This window comes from Dactylosporangium cerinum (assembly GCF_042653625.1).
Classification (GTDB): domain Bacteria; phylum Actinomycetota; class Actinomycetes; order Mycobacteriales; family Micromonosporaceae; genus Dactylosporangium; species Dactylosporangium cerinum.
The window spans coordinates 76,072-95,527 of sequence record NZ_JBHSIU010000008.1 but is presented as its reverse complement, the minus strand read 5'-3'; the positions used below and the strand labels follow the sequence as shown (position 1 = coordinate 95,527).

The following is a 19,456-nucleotide window of genomic DNA, read 5'->3' as shown; positions in this document are numbered from 1 at the left end:
AGAACAGGCGCGGACGCGGACGGCAGAACAGGCGCGGACGCGGACGGCAGAACAGGCGCGGACGCGGGAACGGGCGCGGACGTCAGAGCAGGCGTGGACGTCCGAGTGGTCGCGGGTGCGGGCACCGGAACGGGCGCGGACGTCGGAGCGGGCGCACGCGTCGGAACGCTCGTGGACCGGGCGGGCGTGGACGCCACCACCAGAACACGCGCCGCGGAGGCCGGAATGGTCGCGGATGCTGACGTTGTCGAGGGTCTGCTGGTGCGCCTCGCGGTTTGTGATGCCGACACGGTGCATCCCGGCGTTCTTGCCGCCCGTAAGGCGTGGACGGCCGAGTCGCGGGCTGCGTTCGCGCTGGAGCTCTTCGAGCGCTGGCTCGCCGCCGGTGCACCCGCCGCCGACGGCTGGTGCATGCAGGCCGTCGGGCTCATCGGCGACGATGCCGGTGCCCGCCGGGTCGCTGCCGACGCCAAGCACTGGCCCGGCCAGGGCGCCAGCGCCCGTGCGCAGGCCGCGCTCGACGCGCTGCGGCACCGCGGCACCGACGCCGCTCTCATCGAGCTCAACCTGCTCGCCGAGAAGTCGAGGTTCCCCGTGTTCAAGAGCGTCGCCCGTCAGCACATCGAGGCGATCGCGGACCTGCGCGGCCTCACCCCCGACGAGCTCGCCGACCGGCTCGTGCCGACCCTCGGCCTCGACGACGACGGCGGCGGCACGGTCGACACCGACGCCGGTGTGTTCCGGATCGCCTTCGACCACCAACTCCTGCCCGTCGTCCGCGACGCCACCGGCCGGGTCCACGCCGAGCTGCCCAAACCGGCCCGCGGCGAGGACAAGCAGCGGCACAAGCGGGCGAAGGACCGCATCGCCGCGCTGCGCAAGGAGGCCCGTGCCTCGGCGGCGCTGCACGTGTCCCGGCTGGAGCGGGCCATGTGCACCGGCCGCCGCGTTCCCGCCGCCATCTTCCTCGACCGGTTCGCCACCCACCCCTGGATGAGCCACCTCGCCCGCCGCCTCGTCTGGGGCGCCTTCGACGGCACCACCCTCGTGTCCACGGTCCGCGTCGCCGAGGACGGCACCCTCGCCACCGCGACCGACGAGCCCGCGACCCTGCCACCCGGCGCGACCCTCGGCGTCCTGCACCCGCTCGAGTTCCCCACGGGCACCCTTCCCACAGGCGCCCTCCCCACGGGCACCCTTCCCACAGGCTCCCCCGCCACTGGGACCCTTGCCGCCTGGGTCGAGGTCTTCGCTGACTATGAGTTGCTCCAGCCGTTCGAGCAGCTCGGCCGGCCCTTCTATGAGATCGCTGCTGCTGAGCGCAGTGCCACGGGCATTGATCGTTTCGCGGGGCACAAGACGACGTATGCCGTGCTGCGTGGCTTGGAACGGCATGGCTGGACGCGGTGGTACGACGTTGGTGTCCAGATGGCCAAGCCGCTCGGCGGCGGCGTGCACGCGGTGCTGGAGACCGACCCGGGCTGGCATGCCTCGGACACGGTCGACTCCGCGCTGCCGCAGACGGTCGGCGTGGTGGTCCTCGCGGGTGCCGGCAGCCGGACGTTTGCTGACCTGCCGCGGGTTGTCTTCTCTGAGCTGATCCATGACCTGCGGATCGTGACCTGAGCCCGGGCTGCGGCTTTCGCCTGGCCCGGTTGATGCAGTTTGTACCCCGCCGTGTTTGTTGCCTTGCGTTGCGGTTCGGGTGGGTTTTTCGACCAGACCTTCAAATATTCGCCCAACGTTGCGGGGACTTGATGGCACCGCCCGGCCTTCGGCCGTGCGACAGGGTTGCGTGGTCACCCTCGTAGCCGTCTCGCGGTGATCCCAAGCCAGGTCCGCACTCACATGATCCACCGCCGTCGAGGTCATCATTCGGTGCTACAACACCGCCTGCAGCCAAGAAACGAAAACCATCGATCACTGGACCGGTCGGTACCAGCGCTCCCGAACGGAAATCTTGAACTACCCGGTGGATTACCCCCCGTGGGACAACAGCGATTCACCGGGTAGCGAGGATCCACCGGGTTGTTTGTGACCGGCGGCGGTGTGGGACCACCGAATGACGACCTCGACGGCGCTGGATCATGTGAGTGCGGGCCTGGCTTGGTATCACCGCGAGACGGCACGGACCGGGACCACGCCACCCTGTCGCACGGACGCGCCAGCGGCCGGGCGGTGCCATCAAGTCCCCGCAACGTTTGGGCGAATATTTGAAGGTCATGCTGACCAGAACCGCGGACCGCAACCACGGTCACTCGGTGCGCAAGACCTCCGCGATGGTGAGCCGGGCGGCGGCGCGGGCCGGGACCAGAGCGCCGAGGACCGCGATCACAGCGCCGGTGACAGCCAGGAGCAGCAGGGTCCCCGGCTGCCACACGTCGAGCAGCGCGAGCGGGACGTCGACCTTCGCCGCGCTCGTGGCCAGCGGCACGACGAACCGGTAGGCCAGCACGCCCACGGGGACGCCGACCAGCCCGCCGAGCAGGCCGAGGCCGGCCATCGACGTCACCGTCATCACGACGACCTGCCGGGGTGTCATGCCGATCGACTTGAGCATGCCGAGGTCGCGGCGGCGCTCCCGGACGTTGAGCAGCACCGTGTTGAGGACGCTCAGTGCGGCCACGACGCCGAGCATCAGCGACAGCGCGGTCGACAGGCTGATCATCGAGACGGTGAACGAGTTGACGCCCACGTTGTCCCACGCGTTGAGGCCGGGGTCGGCCGCGCGGACCGACGCGAGATAGGCCGGGATGCCGGTGCCGGGGGTGACGGCGATCTCGAACATCACCTCGTGGTTGGCGATCGGCTCCTGCGGGTCCAGTCGCTGCAGGGTCTCCCAGGCGGTGAGCAGGCCGGGGTCGCCGATCGAGGCGCTCATCGTCTCGCCGACGACGGTCACCTCGGTGCGGTGGCCGTCGAGTTCGAGCGTGAGCCGGTCCCCGATGTGGATGCCGCGCTCGTGCAGCAGCGCCGACGGCACGACGACCTCGCCGGCGCCGCGCAGCCAGCGGCCCTCGACGAGCGACTCCTTGAGCCCGACCTCGTCGCGGTCGCCGCGCAGGAAGACCACCGGGATGGCCTGGGTCTGCCCGACGACGGCGACCTCCTTGCCGAGCACGGCGGTGACGTGCCGGGTGCCGGGCAGTGACCGCAGCAGCCGCTCGATGTCCTCGTCGGAGCGGGTCGTCGTGCCCTGCTGGAATTCCGGGTTCAGCGCCCGGACCGCGATCGGCGCGGTCTCGTTGCGGTCGGCGATGGTGGAGTACCGCGCGACGGTGGTGGCCAGGCCGCTGGCGAACGTCACCGTCGTCACGCCGAGCACGACCGCAGCCACGGTCAGGGCGGTGCGGGCCGGCCGGGCGAAGGGCAGCCCGAGCCCGAGGCTCACCGACCGGGGCAGCCGGGCCCCGCTCAGCCACCGCTGCACCCGCAGCCCCCGGCCGCTGCGGGGGGCGCTGCCGGCGCTGATCGCCTCGGCGGCCGGGAGCCGGCGGGCCCGCAACGCCGGCAGCAGCGCGGCGAGCAGCACCACGACCAGGATCCCGGCGGCCGCCGTGACCTGCACCCCGAGGCCGTTGCCGACGTCACCGTGGAAGCCGAGGCCCTGGAAGGCGTTGGACAGCAGTGGGCGGGCCGCGTATTCGCCGGCGACGCTGCCGAGCACCGCGCCGACCACCGCGGGGACGGAGACCATCGTCAGGTAGACCGCGACGACCTGGACCGGGGTGAAGCCGAGGGCCTTGAGGACGCCGATGTGCCGGTAGCCGGAGACGACCGCCCCGCTGACGACGTTGGCGACGACGAGGACGGCGACGAGCAGCCCGAGGATCCCGAAGACGATGAGGAACGGCACGTAGGCGCCCGGGCCGGCCGCCACCGCCTCCTTGATCACCAGGTAGGAGCTGGTGGCGAGCAGCCCGCCGGAGGGCAGGGCGGCGGTGAAGGCGGCGACGGAGGGAGCGTCGGGTTCGCCGCGCAGGCGGTACAGCACCTGGACCGTGGTCGGGTGCAGCCGCGCCAGCTGCGCGGGGGCGACCCATGCGTCGGCGGTGCGGCTGACGCTGTAGCCGAAGCCGACCACCGTGAGCGCGGTGCCGTCGCGCAGGTGCATGACGGTGCCGACCTGCGACTGCGGGTGGTAGCCGGCCGCCGGCGGCAGGTCCGCGATCACGATCTCGCCCGGCGCGGTCGCCCAGCGGCCGTCCCACAGCTCGACCCGGTCGACCGGTCCGGCGGGGTCGGCGCGCCCGACGACGGTCAGCGAGTCGGACAGGTGTATCCGGCCCGTGTCCGTCGGCGCGGGCAGCACCACCTGCTCGAACGGCCCGGCGACCGCGACGGCGCCGGCCGGCGCGGTGGTGGACCCGGCGGCGCCCGGCTCGTAGACGGCGACCACGTGGGCGCCGGCCTGGTCGTTGAAGACGCGGTCGAACGGTGCTGTCGACGCGTCCAGCAGCCGCAGCGCGACCACGAGCGTGGCGGCCGAGAACAGCACGACGATGCCGATGACGACGGTCTGCAGCTTGCGCCGCCGCACCGCGGCCCGAGCGGCCCGCCACACCGCGCTCATGCCGCCACCTCCGCTACGCTCCGGCGACGGCCCGCGCCTGCACTGAGCCCCTGGTTCACGGCCCCTCCGCTCCGCTCCGGACCGCTCACAGCGAGCGCTCCAGGCTGCGTTCGCCGACGATGCGGCCGTCGGCGACGGAGACGACCCGGTTGGCGCAGCGCTCCGCCAGCCGCTCGTCGTGGGTTACCAGTAGCAGCGTCTGGCCGATCTGGTTGAGGTCGAGCAGCAGGTCCATCACCTGCTCGCCGGCGTGGCTGTCCAGCGCGCCGGTCGGCTCGTCGGCGAGCAGCAGCGCCGGGCGGTTCATCAGCGCGCGGGCGACCGCGACCCGCTGCCGCTCGCCGCCGCTGAGCACCGCCGGGTAGGCATTGCGCCGGTCGGCGATGCCGAGCTCGTCGAGCAGCTCCAGGGCCCGCCGCCGGGCCTGGCCCGCGGAGACCCCGGTGAGCTGGGCGGCGAGCGCCACGTTCTCCAGGGCGGGCAGGTCGTCCAGGAGGTTGAAGAACTGGAAGATCATGCCGATCCGCTTGCGGCGGAACAGAGCCAGCCCGGTCTCGGTGAGCCGGCCGAGGTGCTCGTCGTGCACGACGACGTTGCCGGCGGTCGGGCGGTCCAGGCCGGCGATCATGTTGAGCAGTGTCGACTTGCCGCAGCCCGACGGGCCCATCACGGCGACGGCCTCGCCCGCCCGGATCTCCAGCGACACCCCGTCCAGCGCCGTGGTGTCGCCGTATTCCTTGCGCACCCCGTCGAGCCGCACCACCACACGTCCCTCGTCCACGCTCATACCCAAGAACGTAGGGCCGGTCACGGCGCCGGCGCGTCCTTCCCCAGATCCACTCACGGCGGGCAAACGTCATCCCGTGGGAGTACGCGACGCGGGAGGCCGTCTGCGAAGGTGGGCAGGTGTGGACCTCTGCAGCACTCGGCGTCGCGCTGGCGGCCGTGTGCGCCGTGGCCGCCGGGCTGGCGCTGGCGCTGCGGCGGGCCCGACGCCGGCACGCGCAGGCCCTCGGCGAGCGCGGCTGGCTGCTGGAGCGGGAGCGGGAGCTGGCCGCGCGGGCCGCGGTCGACGCGGAGCGGGCCAGGATCGCCCGGGAGCTGCACGACATCGTCAGCCACACGGTCAGCGTGATGGTCGTGCAGGCGTCCGCGGCCCGGGAGGTGCTGACCACGATGCCCGGCGAGGCGGCGACCGCGCTGCGTGCCGTGGAGGACGCGGGCCGGGGCGCGCTGACGGAGCTGCGGCACCTCCTCGGCCTGCTCGCTCCGGGCGCCGCCGGTGGGGACGATCCGGAGGACGGCGGCGACGCCCTGGAGCCGCAGCCCAGCCTGCACCGGCTGTCGGCGCTGGTGGACCGGGTCGCGTTCGCCGGGCTGCCGGTCGAGGTCCGGATCTCCGGCGAGCCGCGGCCGCTGCCCGCCGGGGTGGACCTGACCGCGTACCGGATCGTGCAGGAGGCCCTGACCAACGCGCTGAAACACGGCGACGGCGGCAAGGCCGAGGTGACGGTCCGCTACGCCGAGCGGTCCCTGCGCGTCGAGGTCCTCAACTCCGGGCCGAGCGTGCTGAAGGCCGACCCTCCCAGCCGGCCGAAAGGGACCGCCGGGCGCGGCCTCGCCGGCCTGCGGGCCAGGGTCGCGGTCTACGGCGGCGACCTCGACGCCAGGCGGAGGCTCGGCGGCGGCTACCGCGTCCGCGCCCGCATTCCCCTGGACCCGCCATGAACCCTGGTCCCGCCATGAACCCTGAACCCGCTATGAACCCTGAACCCGCCATGAACGAAGAACCACGACAGCCCGGCGTCCTCATCGTCGACGACCAGGAGCTGATCCGGACCGGGTTCCGGCTCATCCTGACCGCCCGCGGCATCGACGTGGTCGGGGAGGCGGCGGACGGTGCGCAGGCGGTCGAGGCCGCCCAGCGACTGCGCCCCGACGTGGTCCTGATGGACATCCGGATGCCGGTCATGGACGGGCTGGAGGCGACCCGGCGGATCCTGGAGCTGCTGCCCGCCTGCCGGGTGCTGATGCTGACCACGTTCGACCTGGACCGGTACGTGTATGCCGCGCTCCGTCTCGGGGCGAGCGGGTTCCTGCTCAAGGACGTGACCGCCGACCACCTCGCCGGCGCGGTCCGGCTCGTCGGCACCGGCGACGCGCTGCTCGCGCCGTCCATCACCCGCCGCCTGGTGGAGCGTTTCGCGGCCCAGGACGAGCCGGCGAAGGCGCCCCAGCCGACCGGTGAGGCCCTCGCCCCGCTGACGCCCCGCGAGCGGGAGGTCCTCGCCCTGATGGGCCGCGGCCGGTCCAACGCCGAGCTCGCCGCCGACCTGTACCTCAGCGAGGCCACCGTGAAAACCCACGTGGCCCGCATCTTCGCCAAGCTCGCGTTGCGGGACCGGGCGCAGGCGGTGGTGGTGGCGTATGAGACCGGCCTGGTCGTGCCCGGGGACAAGTAGTCCCCGGATGAGCTGAGCCTTCATCCACCCGGCCGCCGGCCCGACGCTGGACGGCATGACCCTCGATCTCACCGTTCCGGACCTGACCGGCAGGCTCGCGATCGTCACCGGCGCCAGCGACGGACTCGGCCGGGCACTGGCCGGGCGGCTCGCCGCCGCGGGTGCCGAGCTCGTCCTGCCGGTGCGGGACCTCGCCAAGGCCGGACGGACCCTCGCCCACATCCACGCCAAGACGCTGCGACGGGCCGACCTCGCGTCGCTGGACGATGTACAAGCGTTCGCCGAGCGCGTCGACCGGCCCGTCCACCTGCTGGTGAACAACGCGGGCGTGATGGCGCCGCCGGCGCGGCAGATCTCCCGCGACGGGCTGGAGCTGCAGTTCGCCACGAACCATCTGAGCCACTTCGCGCTCGTGCACCACCTGCTGCCGCGACTGCGGGAAGGCCGGGCGAGGGTGACATCGGTGGTCAGCTTCGGCGCACGCGACGGCCGGATCGCCTGGGACGACCTGCAGAGCGAACGCGCCTACCGGCCGATGCGCGCCTACAACCAGTCGAAGCTCGCGCAGTTGCTGTTCGCGCTGGAGCTCGACCGGCGCAGCACCGGCAACGGCTGGGGCATCACCAGCAACGCCGCCCACCCCGGTCTGGCCTCGACCAACCTGCAGGCGGCGACGCCGCTGGACCGCTGGTTCAAGCGCCTGTCGCGGGCCGGGATCCTGGTGCAGACCGCCGACCGGGGCGCCCGGCCGGCGCTGTACGCGGCGACCAGCCCGGACGCGCGCGGCGGCGGCTTCTACGGCCCGGGCGGCCCCGCGCACCTCGCGGGCGCGCCGGTGGAGCAGCGGCTGTACCGCAGCGCCCGGGACCTGCGGGACGCCGAACAGGTCTGGGCCGTCAGCGAGAAGCTCATAGGGTGAGTGGCATGGACCGGGCACAGTTGGCGGCCTTCCTGCGCACCCGGCGGGAGGCCCTGCAGCCGGAGGACGTCGGGCTGCCCCGCGGCCCGCGCCGCCGCACCGGCGGCCTGCGGCGGGAGGAGGTCGCCGCGCTGTGCGGCATGTCGGCCGACTACTACGGCCGCATCGAGCAGCAGCGCGGCCCGAACCCGTCGGAGCAGATGCTCGCCGCCCTGGCCCGCGGCCTGCGGCTGTCCGTGGAGGAGCGGGACCACCTGTTCCGGCTCGGCGGTCATCTGGCGCCGCACCGCTTCGCCCGCGCCGACCACGTCAATCCCGGCATGATGCGGATCCTGGACCGGCTCGGCGGTCATCTGGCGCCGCACCGCTTCGCCCGCGCCGACCACGTCAATCCCGGCATGATGCGGATCCTGGACCGGCTCGACGACACCCCGGCGCAGGTGATGAACTCGCTCGGCGAGACGCTCGTGCAGACCCGCCTCGCGGTCGCCCTCTTCGGGGACGAGACGGCGTTCGAGGGCCGGCCCGCAGCGTCGTGCACCGCTGGTTCACCGATCCCGCCTCCCGCGACGTGTACCCGGCGGAGGATCACCCCACGCACGCGCGGGTGTTCACGGCGTTGCTGCGGGAGGCGTACACCCCCGCGAAGGCCGAAACGGCAGGGCCGCGACGCTGGTGCAGACACTGCTGACGGCCAGCCCCGAGTTCGCCGCGGCCTGGGCGGCGCACGACGTCGGGGCACGCCACACGGACCTGAAACGGATAGCGCACCCGGAGCTCGGCGTCCTGGAGCTGTATTGCCAGACGCTGCTGGACCCGGACCAGTCGCAGGCGCTGCTGGTGTTCACCGTCGTCCCGGGGACCGAGAGCGCGGAGAAGCTGGCGTTGCTGCGGGTCATCGCCCCGTAGCGACCTGCATGGTGGAAAGGTACGCGAGCGTGGACTCCGCGCCCTGGTTGAGGTTGGGCCCGTCCTGGGTGAGGCCGTCGAACCCGCCGCCGGTCAGCGGGTCCCACATCGCGACGCCGCCGTCGTTGTCGCCGAGGAACCAGCCGGCCGCCTGTCGCACGACCAGGTCCCAGTGGCGCTGGCCGGTCGCGGCGGTGGCCGTCGCGGCGGCGTCGGCGAGCGCGGCGACCTCGATCGGCTGCTGGTCGTAGCGTTCGCGCGGACCGTCGCGCCGCCAGCCGGTGGCGGCGACGACCGACAGCCTGCCGTCGGACTCCTGGACGCCGTGCAGCCAGCGCAGCATGCGCAGGCCACCGGCGAGCAGCGCGTCGTCGCGCAGGAGGTGACCGGCCGCGACGACGACCTCGGCGAGGGACGCGTTGCCGTAGGTGAGCCGCTCCAGCGGCCAGGGCCACAGCGGGTCTTCGGCGGGCCAGCCGACCGCCGCGGCCGCGTCGCGCAGCAGGACCGCGGCGACGGTGTTCCCCGGGTCGGCGCGTAGCACCTCGGCGGCGCCGAGCCCCGCGTAGGCCATCGCGTGCACCGCGGCCGACCGGCGCGTGGCGCCGAGCAGGAACATGCCCAGCGCCTCCTGCCGGATCCACGGTGCAGTGCTGCGCGCGGCGGCGGTGCCGAGTCCCCACACGGCCCGGCCCCACCAGTCGCCGAGGCCGGGCTCATCACTCCAGCGCCGGTCGTGGCCGAGGCGGTTGTGGAAGGCGCCGGTGCCGTCCTGGGCGTGCGCGAGGAACGTCAGGTAGCACTCCGCGAGCCGCAGCACCGCCGGTGACGGGTCCGGCTCGCGGCTGGTGACCAGCAGCCCCCGGGCGACGTCGTCGGTGCAGTAGCCGTGCCCGCGCCGCACCGTCGCGTGGCGGGCGTGCTCGAACAGCCCGGTGTCGTCGGTGAGCCGGATCAGGTGAACAAAATCGGCGGTCACGCCGCGACTGCGGCGAGGCCGGACCGCGTGCGGATCAGGCCGCGGGCGAGCTCCGCGTAGCGCTGCGCGACGACCGGCCACCGCGCCGCCGCGGTCAACGGGCGGCCGCGGCTGGTCAGGTCGGCGGCCAGGCCGGGCTCGGTGAGGATGCGCCGGATCGCGCCGGCGAGGGCGGCCGCGTCCTGGTGCGGCACGACGAGGCCGGGCCCGTCGGCGAGGAGCTCGACGGCATGCGGGAAGGCGGTCGCGACGACCGGGATCCCGGCGGCGACGGCCTCGACGAGGACGCCGGAGGTCACCTGCTCGCGGGAGTCGTACGGCAGGACGACCACGTCGGCGGAGCGGACGAGCCCCGACAGGGCAGCCCGGTCCAGATACTCGCCGCGGAACCGGACGAGCTGCGCCATGTCCAGCAGGTGCGTGAGCCGTTGCAGCCCGGACCGGTACGCCTCGCCCTCATGCTCGAGCACCTTCGGGTGGGTCTGCCCCGCGATCGTGTAGGTCGGTTTCGGGTCGAGGTCGCGCAGCCGCGCGAGGGCCCGCACCGCCCACTCGATGCCCTTGCCGGGGCCGAGCAGGCCCCAGGTCAGCAGGTGCGGCTGGGCACCGTCGCGAGCCGGGTCGGCCACCGGGGTGTCGACGCCGTGCGGGATGACGTTGACCTTGGCGGCGTCGACCGCGTAGCCGGCGAGGAGCCGGTCACGGGCGGTGCCGGTCAGCGTCACGACGGCGCTGGCGGCCACCATGATCTTCTCCAGCAGCGTCCGCTGCGCGTGGCTCGGCCGGGTCAGCACCGTGTGGAGCACGACGATGCTCGGCACGGTCAGCCGGCGCAGCAGCGGCAGCACGTCCTCGCCGTCGCGGCCGGGATAGATGCCGTACTCGTGCTGCACGACGGCGACATCGTAACCGCCGAGCACGTCGGCGGCGCCGCGCCAGCCTTCACCGGGTCCCGAGCGCCACGTGTGGGTGACGTCCGCCCTCGCCCGCTGGTCGTCGCCGGCCGCGGTCACGCGGACGATGCCGTGCGGCCGCCGCTCGGCGGGCAGCTGCCCGGCGAGGGCCGAGTTGAAGCTGGCGAGCCCGCAGAGCGTCGGCGGATGCGTGCTGAGAAAGCCATAACTGATCGCCATGTGGCCGAACCTCTCGCCGGCGCCGCGGCAAGCACCGGAAGGAGGGCACGGTGACCGTCAAGACGACCGAGAACGCCGGGATTGCGGAGCACCTGGGAGGGCCGCTGGTTTCCGGGATGCCCCGAACAGTACACCCGGTGACGCCCCGGGAGCCCTGGCGAAGGCTCCCGGGACGCGGGTCACCCTTGCGTGACCAGGCGGAACGACTGTGCGGGGCCGCCCGTGCAGCCCCACTGCTGCAGCAACGCACCGTCAGCGGTCGAAACGTCCCGGACGTCGAGACATTTCCCACTGTTGCGGGCGGTGAAGCGGAACGCGCCACCGCTCAGCGCGGCCGGCAGCCACTGCTGGTTGGTGCCGCCGCCGTAGCCCCAGAGGTGGACCTGGGCGCCGTCGCCGGTCGCGCCGGCGCCGCCGTTGACGTCCCAGACCAGGTTCGGCGCGAACCGGTTGACGACCTGGTAGTAGCCGTTGCTGGTGGGACGGAACTGCCACTGCTGGTTGGTCGCGGCCGCGGCGCCGCACGTCCACTGCTGCAGCGCGGTGCCGTTGGCGGTGCCCCAGCCGGCGTCGTCCAGGCACTTGCCGCTGTTGGTGTTGATCACCTGGTACCACTTGCTGGGGTCGATCGAGGTCGCCGGCGGCTGCGACGTGACGGGCGGTTGCGACGTCGGGGTGACCGGGCCGCCGGGCCAGGTGAAGGTCGCCATGGAGCCGCCCGGCAGGTTGTAGCCGAACGACGAGCCGCCGAAGGACACCTGGAAGTTCTGGGCGCCGCCGGAGTTCACCGCGACGAGGACGATCGAGCCGTCGGGGTTGCGGAAGGCGACGTTCTCGATGCCGCCCTGCCCGTAGCCGGTCGATTCGATGCGGACCGCGCCGGGCTTGACGAACTTCGCGAGGTGCCCGAGGACGTAGTACTCGGCGTTGTACGTGACGCTGCCGCCGTTGACGGTGACCACGCCCATGCAGTTGGTGCAGCTGCCGATGACCGGGCCGTGCGAGGGGTTGAGCGCCAGGTTCCAGGTGGTGACGGTCTTCGCCCAGTTGCGGGTGGCGCCGATGGCGAGGTTGCGGCCCTGCCACAGCAGCGAGTCGGCGAAGGTGTTGCCGGACTCGACGCCGGAGCACTCGGTGAAGAAGATGTCCTTGTTCGGGTACGCGTTGCGCACCGTGCTCTGCCCGCTCGGGTCGCCGCCGTAGCAGTGCCACGCGGTGCCGGCGGTGTTGTTGCCGGTGGCGGCGAGGACCTGCTGCGGGAACGACGTGTTGTCCCAGTTGTGGTCCCAGGCGAGGATCTTGGTGCTGAGCCCGGCCGCGGACAGCTTCGGCGCGAGGTTGTTGATGATCGCCGCCTGCTGCGAGGCCGACATCAGCATGCCGGGGTAGCCGGGCGGGGAGAACTGCGGCTCGTTCTGGATGCTGAGGTACTGCACCGGCACGCCCGCCGCCTGGTACGCCTGGACGGACTTGACCAGGTAGTTGGCGAACGTGGCCTCGTAGCTGGTGCTCAGCGAGCCGCCGACCAGGTTGTTGTTGGTCTTCATCCAGGCCGGGGCGCTCCACGGCACGACCATCGTGGACAGCGACGGGTTCAGCGACCGGGCCTGGGTCAGCAGCGGCAGGATGTACGCCTGGTCGTGCGCGACCGAGAACCGGGTCAGGTTCGGGTCGGCGGCGCCGTCGTCGTACGTGTAGAAGTTCAGCGAGAAGTCCGACGCGCCCAGCGGCTGGCGCAGGAAGCTCAGGCCGATCCCGCTGGACGGGTTGAACAGCGCGTTCATGACAGTGTTGCGGGCGGACGAGTTGTAGATCAGTGAAGCGGACGAGTCGGTGAACGACGCACCGAAGCCCACCATCGACTGGTAGGTCGTGTTCGGGTTGACGGTGATCGTCGAGCCGCTGCCGGCGGTGCCGAACGCGACGTCGGCCTTCTTCGTGAGCTGGTTCGCGCGGTCCGGCGTGGTCAGCCAGACGCTGGCGTTGGTGGCGGCGAGGGCGGGCGACGCCTGGGTGACCACGTACGCGGTGCCGCCGGCGAGCATCGCGCCGGTGGCGCAGGTGGCCAGGAGACGCTTCCTGGAGCCAGGGAGGGTCATGCGGGGGTCCCTTCTGGGGGTTGGGCAGACCGGCGGGGCGGGCGGGCCCCGCCGGTCCCCGGGTTATGCGTAGAGGCGCAGGTCGGCCAGGCTCCACCAGCTGCCGCTCGTGCCCGTGTTCGTCACCCGCAGGTAGCGGGCGCGGGCCTTGACGTCGACGTTGGTGAGCTGGCCGGTGCCGGCGCCGGAGGCGACCACATGCCAGGAGGTGCCGTCGTCGCTGACGGCGAGCTCCCAGGAGCGCGCGTAGTCGCCGATGCTGCCGCCGCTGTCGATCGCGACGCGGCGGAAGCGCTGAGCACCGCCGAGGTCGACCTGCAGGTACTGGCCGGGTTCCTGAGCCTGGCCGGCGGACCATCGGGTCGAGGCGTCCTCGTCCACGGCGAGCTTCGCGTCGGCGGACGCGGGCAGCGACGTGGCGGTGGCACCCTTCAGCGACAGCAGCTGCAGCCCGTCGTCGAGCACCCGGTTGCGGGGCCAGGTGAACGTGGCGAGCGAGCCGCCGGGCAGCGTGTAGTCGAACGTGCGGCCGCCGGCGGCGACGGTGAACGTCCGGGGGTCGTCGTTCTCGTTGTGCACGACCAGCGCCGTCGATCCGTCGGGGTTGCGGAACGCGACGTCCATGATCTGGCCGTTCCAGCCCGTGGTGCCGAACGAGGTGCTGGCGATCCGGACCGCGCCGGGTTTCACGAACCGCGACAGGTGCCCGATCGTGTAGTACTCGGCGTTGGTGGTGAACGTGCCGTCCGGCTGCACCGTGATCAGCCCGGTGCAGGTGTCGCAGCCGCCGAGGTGCGGGCCGCCGGTGGAGTCGAGGGCGATGTTCCAGTTGACCGCCGACTTCGCCCAGTTGCGGGTCGTGCCGATCGCGATGGTGCGGGCGTGCCACTTCAGGGTGTCGCGGAAGAACTGTGCCGGCGGGTCGGCGGCGCCGTGCGAGCCGGAGCACTCGGTGAACCAGATGCCCTTGGCCGGGAACGCGTCGTGCAGGGCGGTCTGCGCGGACGGGTCGCCGTAGTAGCAGTGGTACGCGGTCCCGGCGAGCCACTTGGCGGCCGGGCTCCGCAGGAGCTGGTACGGGTAGTCGGTCTCCGGGTCCTGCCCCGGCGGGACGTTGACCACGTCGTTGGGGTGGGTCTGCCAGTTGTGGTCGTACCCGATGATCTTCGTGCGGGGGCTGAAGATCCGCAGCAGCGGGCCGAGGATCTCGATGACCTTGGCCTCCTGGGCGACCCGCATGGCGGTGGTCGGGTAGCCGTTGGCGCCGCCGTTCTGCGGCTCGTTCTGCACGGTGACGTAGTCGACCGGTACCCCGGCGGCGTTATACGCGAGGACGAAGCGGGTCAGGTACGCCGCGTAGGCGGCGTAGATCTTCGGGTCGTCGATGAGCGAGCCGGCGACCAGCGAGTCGTTGGTCTTCATCCACGCCGGCGGGCTCCACGGCGTCGCCATGATCTTCAGCTGCGGGTTGAGCTGCTTCGCCCGGCGCAGCAGCGGCAGGATCTGCTGCTGGTCGCGGGCGATGCTGAACTTCGACAGCGTCCAGTCCTTCTGTCCCGGCGGCACGTCGTCGAGCGAGTAGTGGCTGCTCGCGGCAGTGAAGTCGGACGAGCCGATCGGCTGGCGCAGGAAGCTGACGCCGTCACCCGTGGCCGGGTCGAACAGGGCGCGCATGGCTGTCTCGCGTTCGGTGCCGCTCAGCCGGTAGAGCACGGCGGCGGAGGAGTCGGTGATCGACGCCCCGAAGCCGTCCATGGTCTGGTACTCGCGGCTCGGATCCACCGTGATCGTCGGGTTCGGGTTGCCGGCGACCGGCCGGCCGAACGCGACCGGGGCCCGCTCGTGCATGAGCTCGGCGCCGTCGACGGTCGTCACCCACACCCGCGCGGTCACGGAGTCGGCTGCCTGCGCCTCGGTGAATCCTGTGAGCCCCACGGCGACGGCGGCACCGATCGCCACCAGCCGTAACACCTGTCGTGTCATCGCTGTCTCTCCCGGAGATCCGGATGTAACAAATGAAACATGAATGTAACGAAGCGGAGGACAGCACAGCATCGGCCCCCACCGATTGTCAAGACCACCTCAGGTGGTTGACCTATACCGGTGAGGGCCGTGGGACTGGCAGTGCGACTACCAGATGAAACGGAGTGGATGAAACAGAAAAGGCGCGATCAGCCGCGACGCAGCAGGCGGCCGACGGCGGCCATCATCTCGGTCGCCATCTCCTCGCCCTTGCCGTCCTCGGCGCCGTGCTGCATGCAATGCCGGGTGTGACCGTCGAGCAGGCCGAGGGCGACCTTGTCCAGGGCCGCCTGGATCGCGCTGATCTGGGTCAGCACGTCGATGCAGTAGCGGTCCTCGTCGACCATCTTCTCCACGCCGCGGACCTGACCCTCGATGCGGCGCAGCCGGCTCTGGAGCTGGTCCTTGGTCGCGGTGTAGCCGCGGGGCGTGGCGGTGGTCATGCCAGCCATCCTAGCGCACACCCCCGGGGGGTATGCTAGGTTCGCCGAGGTACCCATGGGGGGTATCCGAAACGTTCCGCATCTCGCGTTCAGAAGGAGCCGACATGGCCAGCACGACCTACACCGTCAAGGGGATGACCTGCGGGCACTGCGTGCAGGCGGTGAGCACCGAGGTCGGCCGGGTGGCCGGGGTGACCGCGGTCCAGGTCGACCTGGAGCACGGCGCGGTGACCGTGACCAGCGACGGTCCCGCCGACGAGCAGGCCGTCCGGGCCGCCGTCGACGAGGCCGGCTACGAAGTCGTCGGCAGCCGAGCATGAACGCCCCGAAGCGGCTCGGGGTGTTCGCGGCCTTCCTCGCCGTGGTGTTCGGGGCGGCCTTCGGGGTGGGGCGGCTGGCCGGGCCCGACGCCGTCGCCGAGAGCCGCCCGGCCGGCGAGGGCCACTCCGGGGGCGGCGGCCACGGCGGCGAACCGTCCGGCACGGGTGCCTATGCGATCAGACTCGATCCGTACACCTCCGGAAGCCTGAGTTTCACGGTCGTCGGACCGGACGGTCGGGTCGTCACAGGCTTCGAGCCGGTGCACGAGAAGCCGCTGCATCTCATCGTGGTGCGGCGGGACCTCTCCGGGTTCCAGCATGTGCATCCCGACCTGGCCGCGGACGGGACGTGGCGGGTGCCGCTCGCGCTCACCGACGGCGGGCCGTGGCGGGCCTACGCGGACTTCACCGCGACCGGCGGGCCGGCCACCGTGCTCGCGACGGACCTCGAGGTTCCCGGCGTACAGCACTCGGCGGCGCCACTGCCGGCGCCGATCACGACGACCGTCGTCGACGGCTACACGGTGCGGCTCGACCTGCACGACGGGGTGAGCTTCGGCGTCTCGCTCGACGGGCGGCCGGTGACCGACCTGCAGCCGTATCTCGGCGCGGCCGGGCACCTGGTGGCGATCGCCCAGCAGGACCTCGCCTACCTGCACGTCCACCCGACGGCGCCGGCGACCCGCGGACCGGACGTGGGGTTCGCGGTCGAGGGCGCGGGGTCGGGCACCCACCGGCTCTACTTCCAGTTCCGGCACCGCGACGTGGTGCACACGGCGGAGTTCACGGTGACCGGGATCGGAGGCGGGCATGCCCACAACTGAGCTCATGATCGGCGGGATGACCTGCGCGGCCTGCGCGGCCCGGATCGAGAAGAAGCTGAACCGGCTCGACGGCGTCTCGGCGAGTGTCAACTACGCCACGGAGAAGGCACGGGTGGTGTTCCCGCCGTCGCTGGTCGTCGCGGATCTGATCGCCACGGTGGAGCAGACGGGCTATTCGGTCCTCCCTGCCGAAAAATCCGAAATTTCGGATGCTTCCGACCCGCTCGACGCCGCCCGGCAGCGGTTGCTCGTCAGCGCCGCCCTCGCCGTGCCCGTGATCCTCCTGGCGATGGTGCCGGCCTGGCAGTTCGAGTCGTGGCAGTGGGCGTCACTCACCCTCGCCGCGCCGGTCGTGGTGTGGGGCGCCTGGCCGTTCCACGTCGCGGCGCTGCGCAACCTGCGCCACGGCGAGGCGAGCATGGACACGCTCGTCTCGGTCGGCACCCTCGCCGCGTTCCTCTGGTCGCTCTACGCGCTGTTCCTCGGCGACGCCGGCATGCCCGGGATGCGCCACCCGTTCGAGTTCACCATCTCGCGCGGGGCCGGCGCCGACGCCATCTACCTGGAGGTGGCCGCCGGGGTGACGGTGTTCATCCTCGCCGGCCGCTACTTCGAGGCGCGGGCCAAACGCCGGGCCGGGGGCGCCCTGCGCGCCCTGCTCTCCCTGGGCGCCAAGGATGCCGCAGTCCTGGCGGCGGACGGCACCGAACACCGCGTCCCGGTCGAGCAGCTGACCGCCGGCGACCGTGTCGTCGTCCGGCCGGGCGAGAAGGTCGCCGCTGACGGTGTCGTGCTCGACGGCACGTCCGCGGTCGACGTCAGCATGCTCACCGGCGAGCCCGTGCCGGTCGACGTCGGCCCCGGCGACCCGGTCGTCGGCGGCTGCCTCAACACCGCCGGGCGGCTCGTCGTCCAGGTCAGCCGCACCGGCGCCGACACCCAGCTGGCCCAGATGGCGCGGCTGGTCGAGGAGGCGCAGAGCGGCAAGGCCGACGTGCAGCGCCTCGCCGACCGGATCGCCGCCGTCTTCGTGCCGATCGTGATCACCCTGGCCGTTGCCACGCTCGGCTTCTGGCTCGGCACCGGCGGCACGGCGGCGGCCGCGTTCACCGCCGCGGTCGCGGTGCTGATCATCGCCTGCCCCTGCGCGCTCGGGCTGGCGACCCCGACGGCACTGCTCGTCGGCACCGGCCGCGGCGCTCAGCTCGGCATCCTGATCCGCGGCCCGGAGGTCCTGGAGTCGACCCGCCGCGTCGACACCGTGCTGCTGGACAAGACCGGCACCGTGACCACCGGCCGGATGTCCGTCCTGGACGTGCGCGGCCACGCGGACACGCTGCGCCTCGCCGCCGCCGTCGAGCACGCCTCCGAGCACCCGATCGCCCGGGCGGTCGCGGCCGCGGTGCCGGACCGGCCGGCCGTGGCGTCGTTCACCAGCCACGCCGGGCACGGCGTCAGCGGCATCGTCGAGGACCGCACCGTCTGGGTCGGCCGGCCGTCGTTCCTGGCCGCGCAGGGGCTGACGCCGCTCGACCTGCCCTCCTCCCTGCCCTCCTCCCTGCCGGGGACCGTCGTCGGCGTCGGTTGGGACGGGGCCGTGCGGGGGCTGATCACGGTCGGCGACACTGTCAAGCCGTCGTCTTCGGATGCGGTACGCCGAATCCGCGCCCTCGGGCTCCGCCCCGTGCTGCTCACCGGTGACGCCTCGCCCGTCGCGCTGGCCGTCGCCCACGAGGTCGGCATCGACGCGGGTGACGTGATCGCGGACGTGCTACCGGCCGGGAAGCTCGACGTCGTGCGGCGCCTGCAGGGCGAGGGGCGGGTCGTGGCGATGGTCGGCGACGGGGTCAACGACGCCGCCGCGCTCGCCCAGGCTGACCTGGGCCTGTCGATGGGCACCGGCACCGACGCGGCCATCGAGGCAAGCGACCTCACGCTGGTCCGCGGTGACCTGACCGCGGTGCCCGACGCGATCCGGCTGTCCAGACGCACCCTCGGCACGATCAAGGGCAACCTGTTCTGGGCGTTCGCCTACAACCTGGCCGCGGTGCCGCTCGCGGCGGCGGGGCTGCTCAACCCGATGATCGCCGGTGGGGCGATGGCGTTGAGCTCGGCGTTCGTGGTGGCGAACAGTTTGCGGCTGCGGCGGTTCACGGCTCTTCGCTGATCCGGTCTTCGCCCTGGTCGTGGCTTTGGCCGTCGCCGTCGCCGTCGCCGTCGCCTTCGCCTTGGCTTTGGTTTGGGTCTTCGCTGACGGGGTCTTCGCTGACGGCGGCGAGGAAGCGTTCGGCGGCGGCGGCGTTCTCGTAGCGCCAGGTCAGCAGGATGCGGCCGAAGCCGGTCTCGGCGTCGCGCTGCCGTTCGATCGCGGTCCGCACCCTCGTCACCGTCTCCCGCTGGGCGGTGACGAGGGGGGCGGCCGGCAGGTCGCGACGCAGCCGGAGGGCGAGCTTGACCAGCAGCTCCGAGCGCATGTCCCGGACGTGCCCGACGGGCCGCTCCAGCCACTCCCCCACCGCCTGCGCACCGGCCGGGGTGCTGGTCAGGATCGACCGCCGCGGCCCACGGTGGCCGGCCTCGGAGCTCTGCACGCGGACCAGGTCGAGGGCGCCGAGCCGGTCGAGCGACCGGTACACGATCGGCCGCGGCACGTGCCAGGCCCGCCCGACCGCACCGTCCTCGGCGGTCAGCGCGGCGATCGCGAACCCGTGCGTCGGCCCCTCGTCGACCACGGTGAGGACGATCCATTCGGCCAGCGACAGCACGCCCTTGA

16 protein-coding genes and 1 pseudogene are annotated in these 19,456 nt (G+C 72.5%); 9 read left to right on the top strand and 8 right to left on the bottom strand.

The genetic code is table 11. From position 1 onward, the window contains the following. Positions 1-1,626: DUF4132 domain-containing protein (locus ACFPIJ_RS05175; protein ID WP_380113443.1), on the top strand; the 1,626-nt coding region annotated here is incomplete at its 5' end. Between the two features lie 628 nt (positions 1,627-2,254). On the opposite strand, the gene ACFPIJ_RS05170 is transcribed toward ACFPIJ_RS05175, so the two are convergent. Next, complete coding sequence (locus tag ACFPIJ_RS05170) at positions 2,255-4,573, bottom strand: ABC transporter permease (protein ID WP_380113441.1); 2,319 nt, start codon at positions 4,571-4,573, stop codon at positions 2,255-2,257. Positions 4,574-4,658: 85 nt separating this feature from the next. Continuing rightward, complete coding sequence (locus tag ACFPIJ_RS05165; RefSeq protein ID WP_380113440.1) at positions 4,659-5,360, bottom strand: ABC transporter ATP-binding protein; 702 nt, start codon at positions 5,358-5,360, stop codon at positions 4,659-4,661. Positions 5,361-5,527: 167 nt separating this feature from the next. Between ACFPIJ_RS05165 and ACFPIJ_RS05160 the strand changes: the two genes are divergently transcribed. From ACFPIJ_RS05160 to ACFPIJ_RS05140, 5 genes and pseudogenes are all read left to right on the top strand, one after another. Further along, the gene (locus ACFPIJ_RS05160; RefSeq protein WP_380113448.1) at positions 5,528-6,301 is read left to right on the top strand and encodes a sensor histidine kinase; all 774 of its coding nucleotides are present in this window, start codon (positions 5,528-5,530) and stop codon (positions 6,299-6,301) included. A gap of 50 nt (positions 6,302-6,351) precedes the next feature. Beyond that, positions 6,352-7,035 (top strand): response regulator transcription factor, encoded by a 684-nt coding sequence (locus ACFPIJ_RS05155; protein WP_380113439.1) that lies wholly within the window; start codon positions 6,352-6,354, stop codon positions 7,033-7,035. Between the two features lie 55 nt (positions 7,036-7,090). Next, positions 7,091-7,954 (top strand): SDR family oxidoreductase, encoded by an 864-nt coding sequence (locus tag ACFPIJ_RS05150; RefSeq protein WP_380113438.1) that lies wholly within the window; start codon positions 7,091-7,093, stop codon positions 7,952-7,954. Positions 7,955-7,959: 5 nt separating this feature from the next. Further along, positions 7,960-8,421, top strand: a pseudogene (locus ACFPIJ_RS05145) (helix-turn-helix domain-containing protein); the annotation flags it as partial. 208 nt (positions 8,422-8,629) lie between these two features. After that, positions 8,630-8,863, top strand: coding sequence for an MmyB family transcriptional regulator (locus ACFPIJ_RS05140; RefSeq protein WP_380113437.1), 234 nt, complete (start codon positions 8,630-8,632; stop codon positions 8,861-8,863). Here ACFPIJ_RS05140 and ACFPIJ_RS05135 read toward each other — a convergent pair. The 5 genes from ACFPIJ_RS05135 to ACFPIJ_RS05115 all read right to left on the bottom strand — a co-directional run bounded on the left by ACFPIJ_RS05135 (position 8,850) and on the right by ACFPIJ_RS05115 (position 15,539). Beyond that, positions 8,850-9,842, bottom strand: a complete 993-nt coding sequence (locus ACFPIJ_RS05135; RefSeq protein WP_380113436.1) for a glycosyltransferase — start codon at positions 9,840-9,842, stop codon at positions 8,850-8,852. The genes ACFPIJ_RS05140 and ACFPIJ_RS05135 overlap by 14 nt on opposite strands. Further along, positions 9,839-10,975 (bottom strand): glycosyltransferase, encoded by a 1,137-nt coding sequence (locus tag ACFPIJ_RS05130; protein ID WP_380113434.1) that lies wholly within the window; start codon positions 10,973-10,975, stop codon positions 9,839-9,841. The genes ACFPIJ_RS05135 and ACFPIJ_RS05130 overlap by 4 nt, the downstream gene beginning before the upstream one ends. A gap of 179 nt (positions 10,976-11,154) precedes the next feature. Continuing rightward, positions 11,155-13,074 (bottom strand): RICIN domain-containing protein, encoded by a 1,920-nt coding sequence (locus ACFPIJ_RS05125; protein WP_380113433.1) that lies wholly within the window; start codon positions 13,072-13,074, stop codon positions 11,155-11,157. Between the two features lie 63 nt (positions 13,075-13,137). Next, positions 13,138-15,057: a discoidin domain-containing protein gene (locus tag ACFPIJ_RS05120; protein WP_380113431.1), complete on the bottom strand. Its 1,920-nt coding sequence runs from the start codon at positions 15,055-15,057 to the stop codon at positions 13,138-13,140. 188 nt (positions 15,058-15,245) lie between these two features. Next, a complete protein-coding gene (locus tag ACFPIJ_RS05115; protein ID WP_203853531.1) occupies positions 15,246-15,539 on the bottom strand; it encodes a metal-sensitive transcriptional regulator in 294 nt (97 codons plus the stop codon). 104 nt (positions 15,540-15,643) lie between these two features. On the opposite strand from ACFPIJ_RS05115, the gene ACFPIJ_RS05110 reads away from it, so the two are divergent. From ACFPIJ_RS05110 to ACFPIJ_RS05100, 3 genes are read left to right on the top strand one after another with little or no spacing between them, the layout of a single operon-like run. Further along, positions 15,644-15,859 (top strand): heavy-metal-associated domain-containing protein, encoded by a 216-nt coding sequence (locus ACFPIJ_RS05110; RefSeq protein ID WP_380113430.1) that lies wholly within the window; start codon positions 15,644-15,646, stop codon positions 15,857-15,859. Continuing rightward, a complete protein-coding gene (locus tag ACFPIJ_RS05105; RefSeq protein WP_380113429.1) occupies positions 15,856-16,683 on the top strand; it encodes a hypothetical protein in 828 nt (275 codons plus the stop codon). Before ACFPIJ_RS05110 ends, ACFPIJ_RS05105 begins: the two co-directional genes overlap by 4 nt. Next, on the top strand, positions 16,670-18,850 hold the full coding sequence (locus ACFPIJ_RS05100; RefSeq protein ID WP_380113428.1) for a heavy metal translocating P-type ATPase: 2,181 nt from the start codon (positions 16,670-16,672) through the stop codon (positions 18,848-18,850). The genes ACFPIJ_RS05105 and ACFPIJ_RS05100 overlap by 14 nt, the downstream gene beginning before the upstream one ends. Here ACFPIJ_RS05100 and ACFPIJ_RS05095 read toward each other — a convergent pair. Continuing rightward, positions 18,834-19,448, bottom strand: coding sequence for a PadR family transcriptional regulator (locus tag ACFPIJ_RS05095; RefSeq protein ID WP_380113427.1), 615 nt, complete (start codon positions 19,446-19,448; stop codon positions 18,834-18,836). The two genes, ACFPIJ_RS05100 and ACFPIJ_RS05095, sit on opposite strands and share 17 nt — an antisense overlap. Positions 19,449-19,456 lie beyond the last annotated feature (8 nt).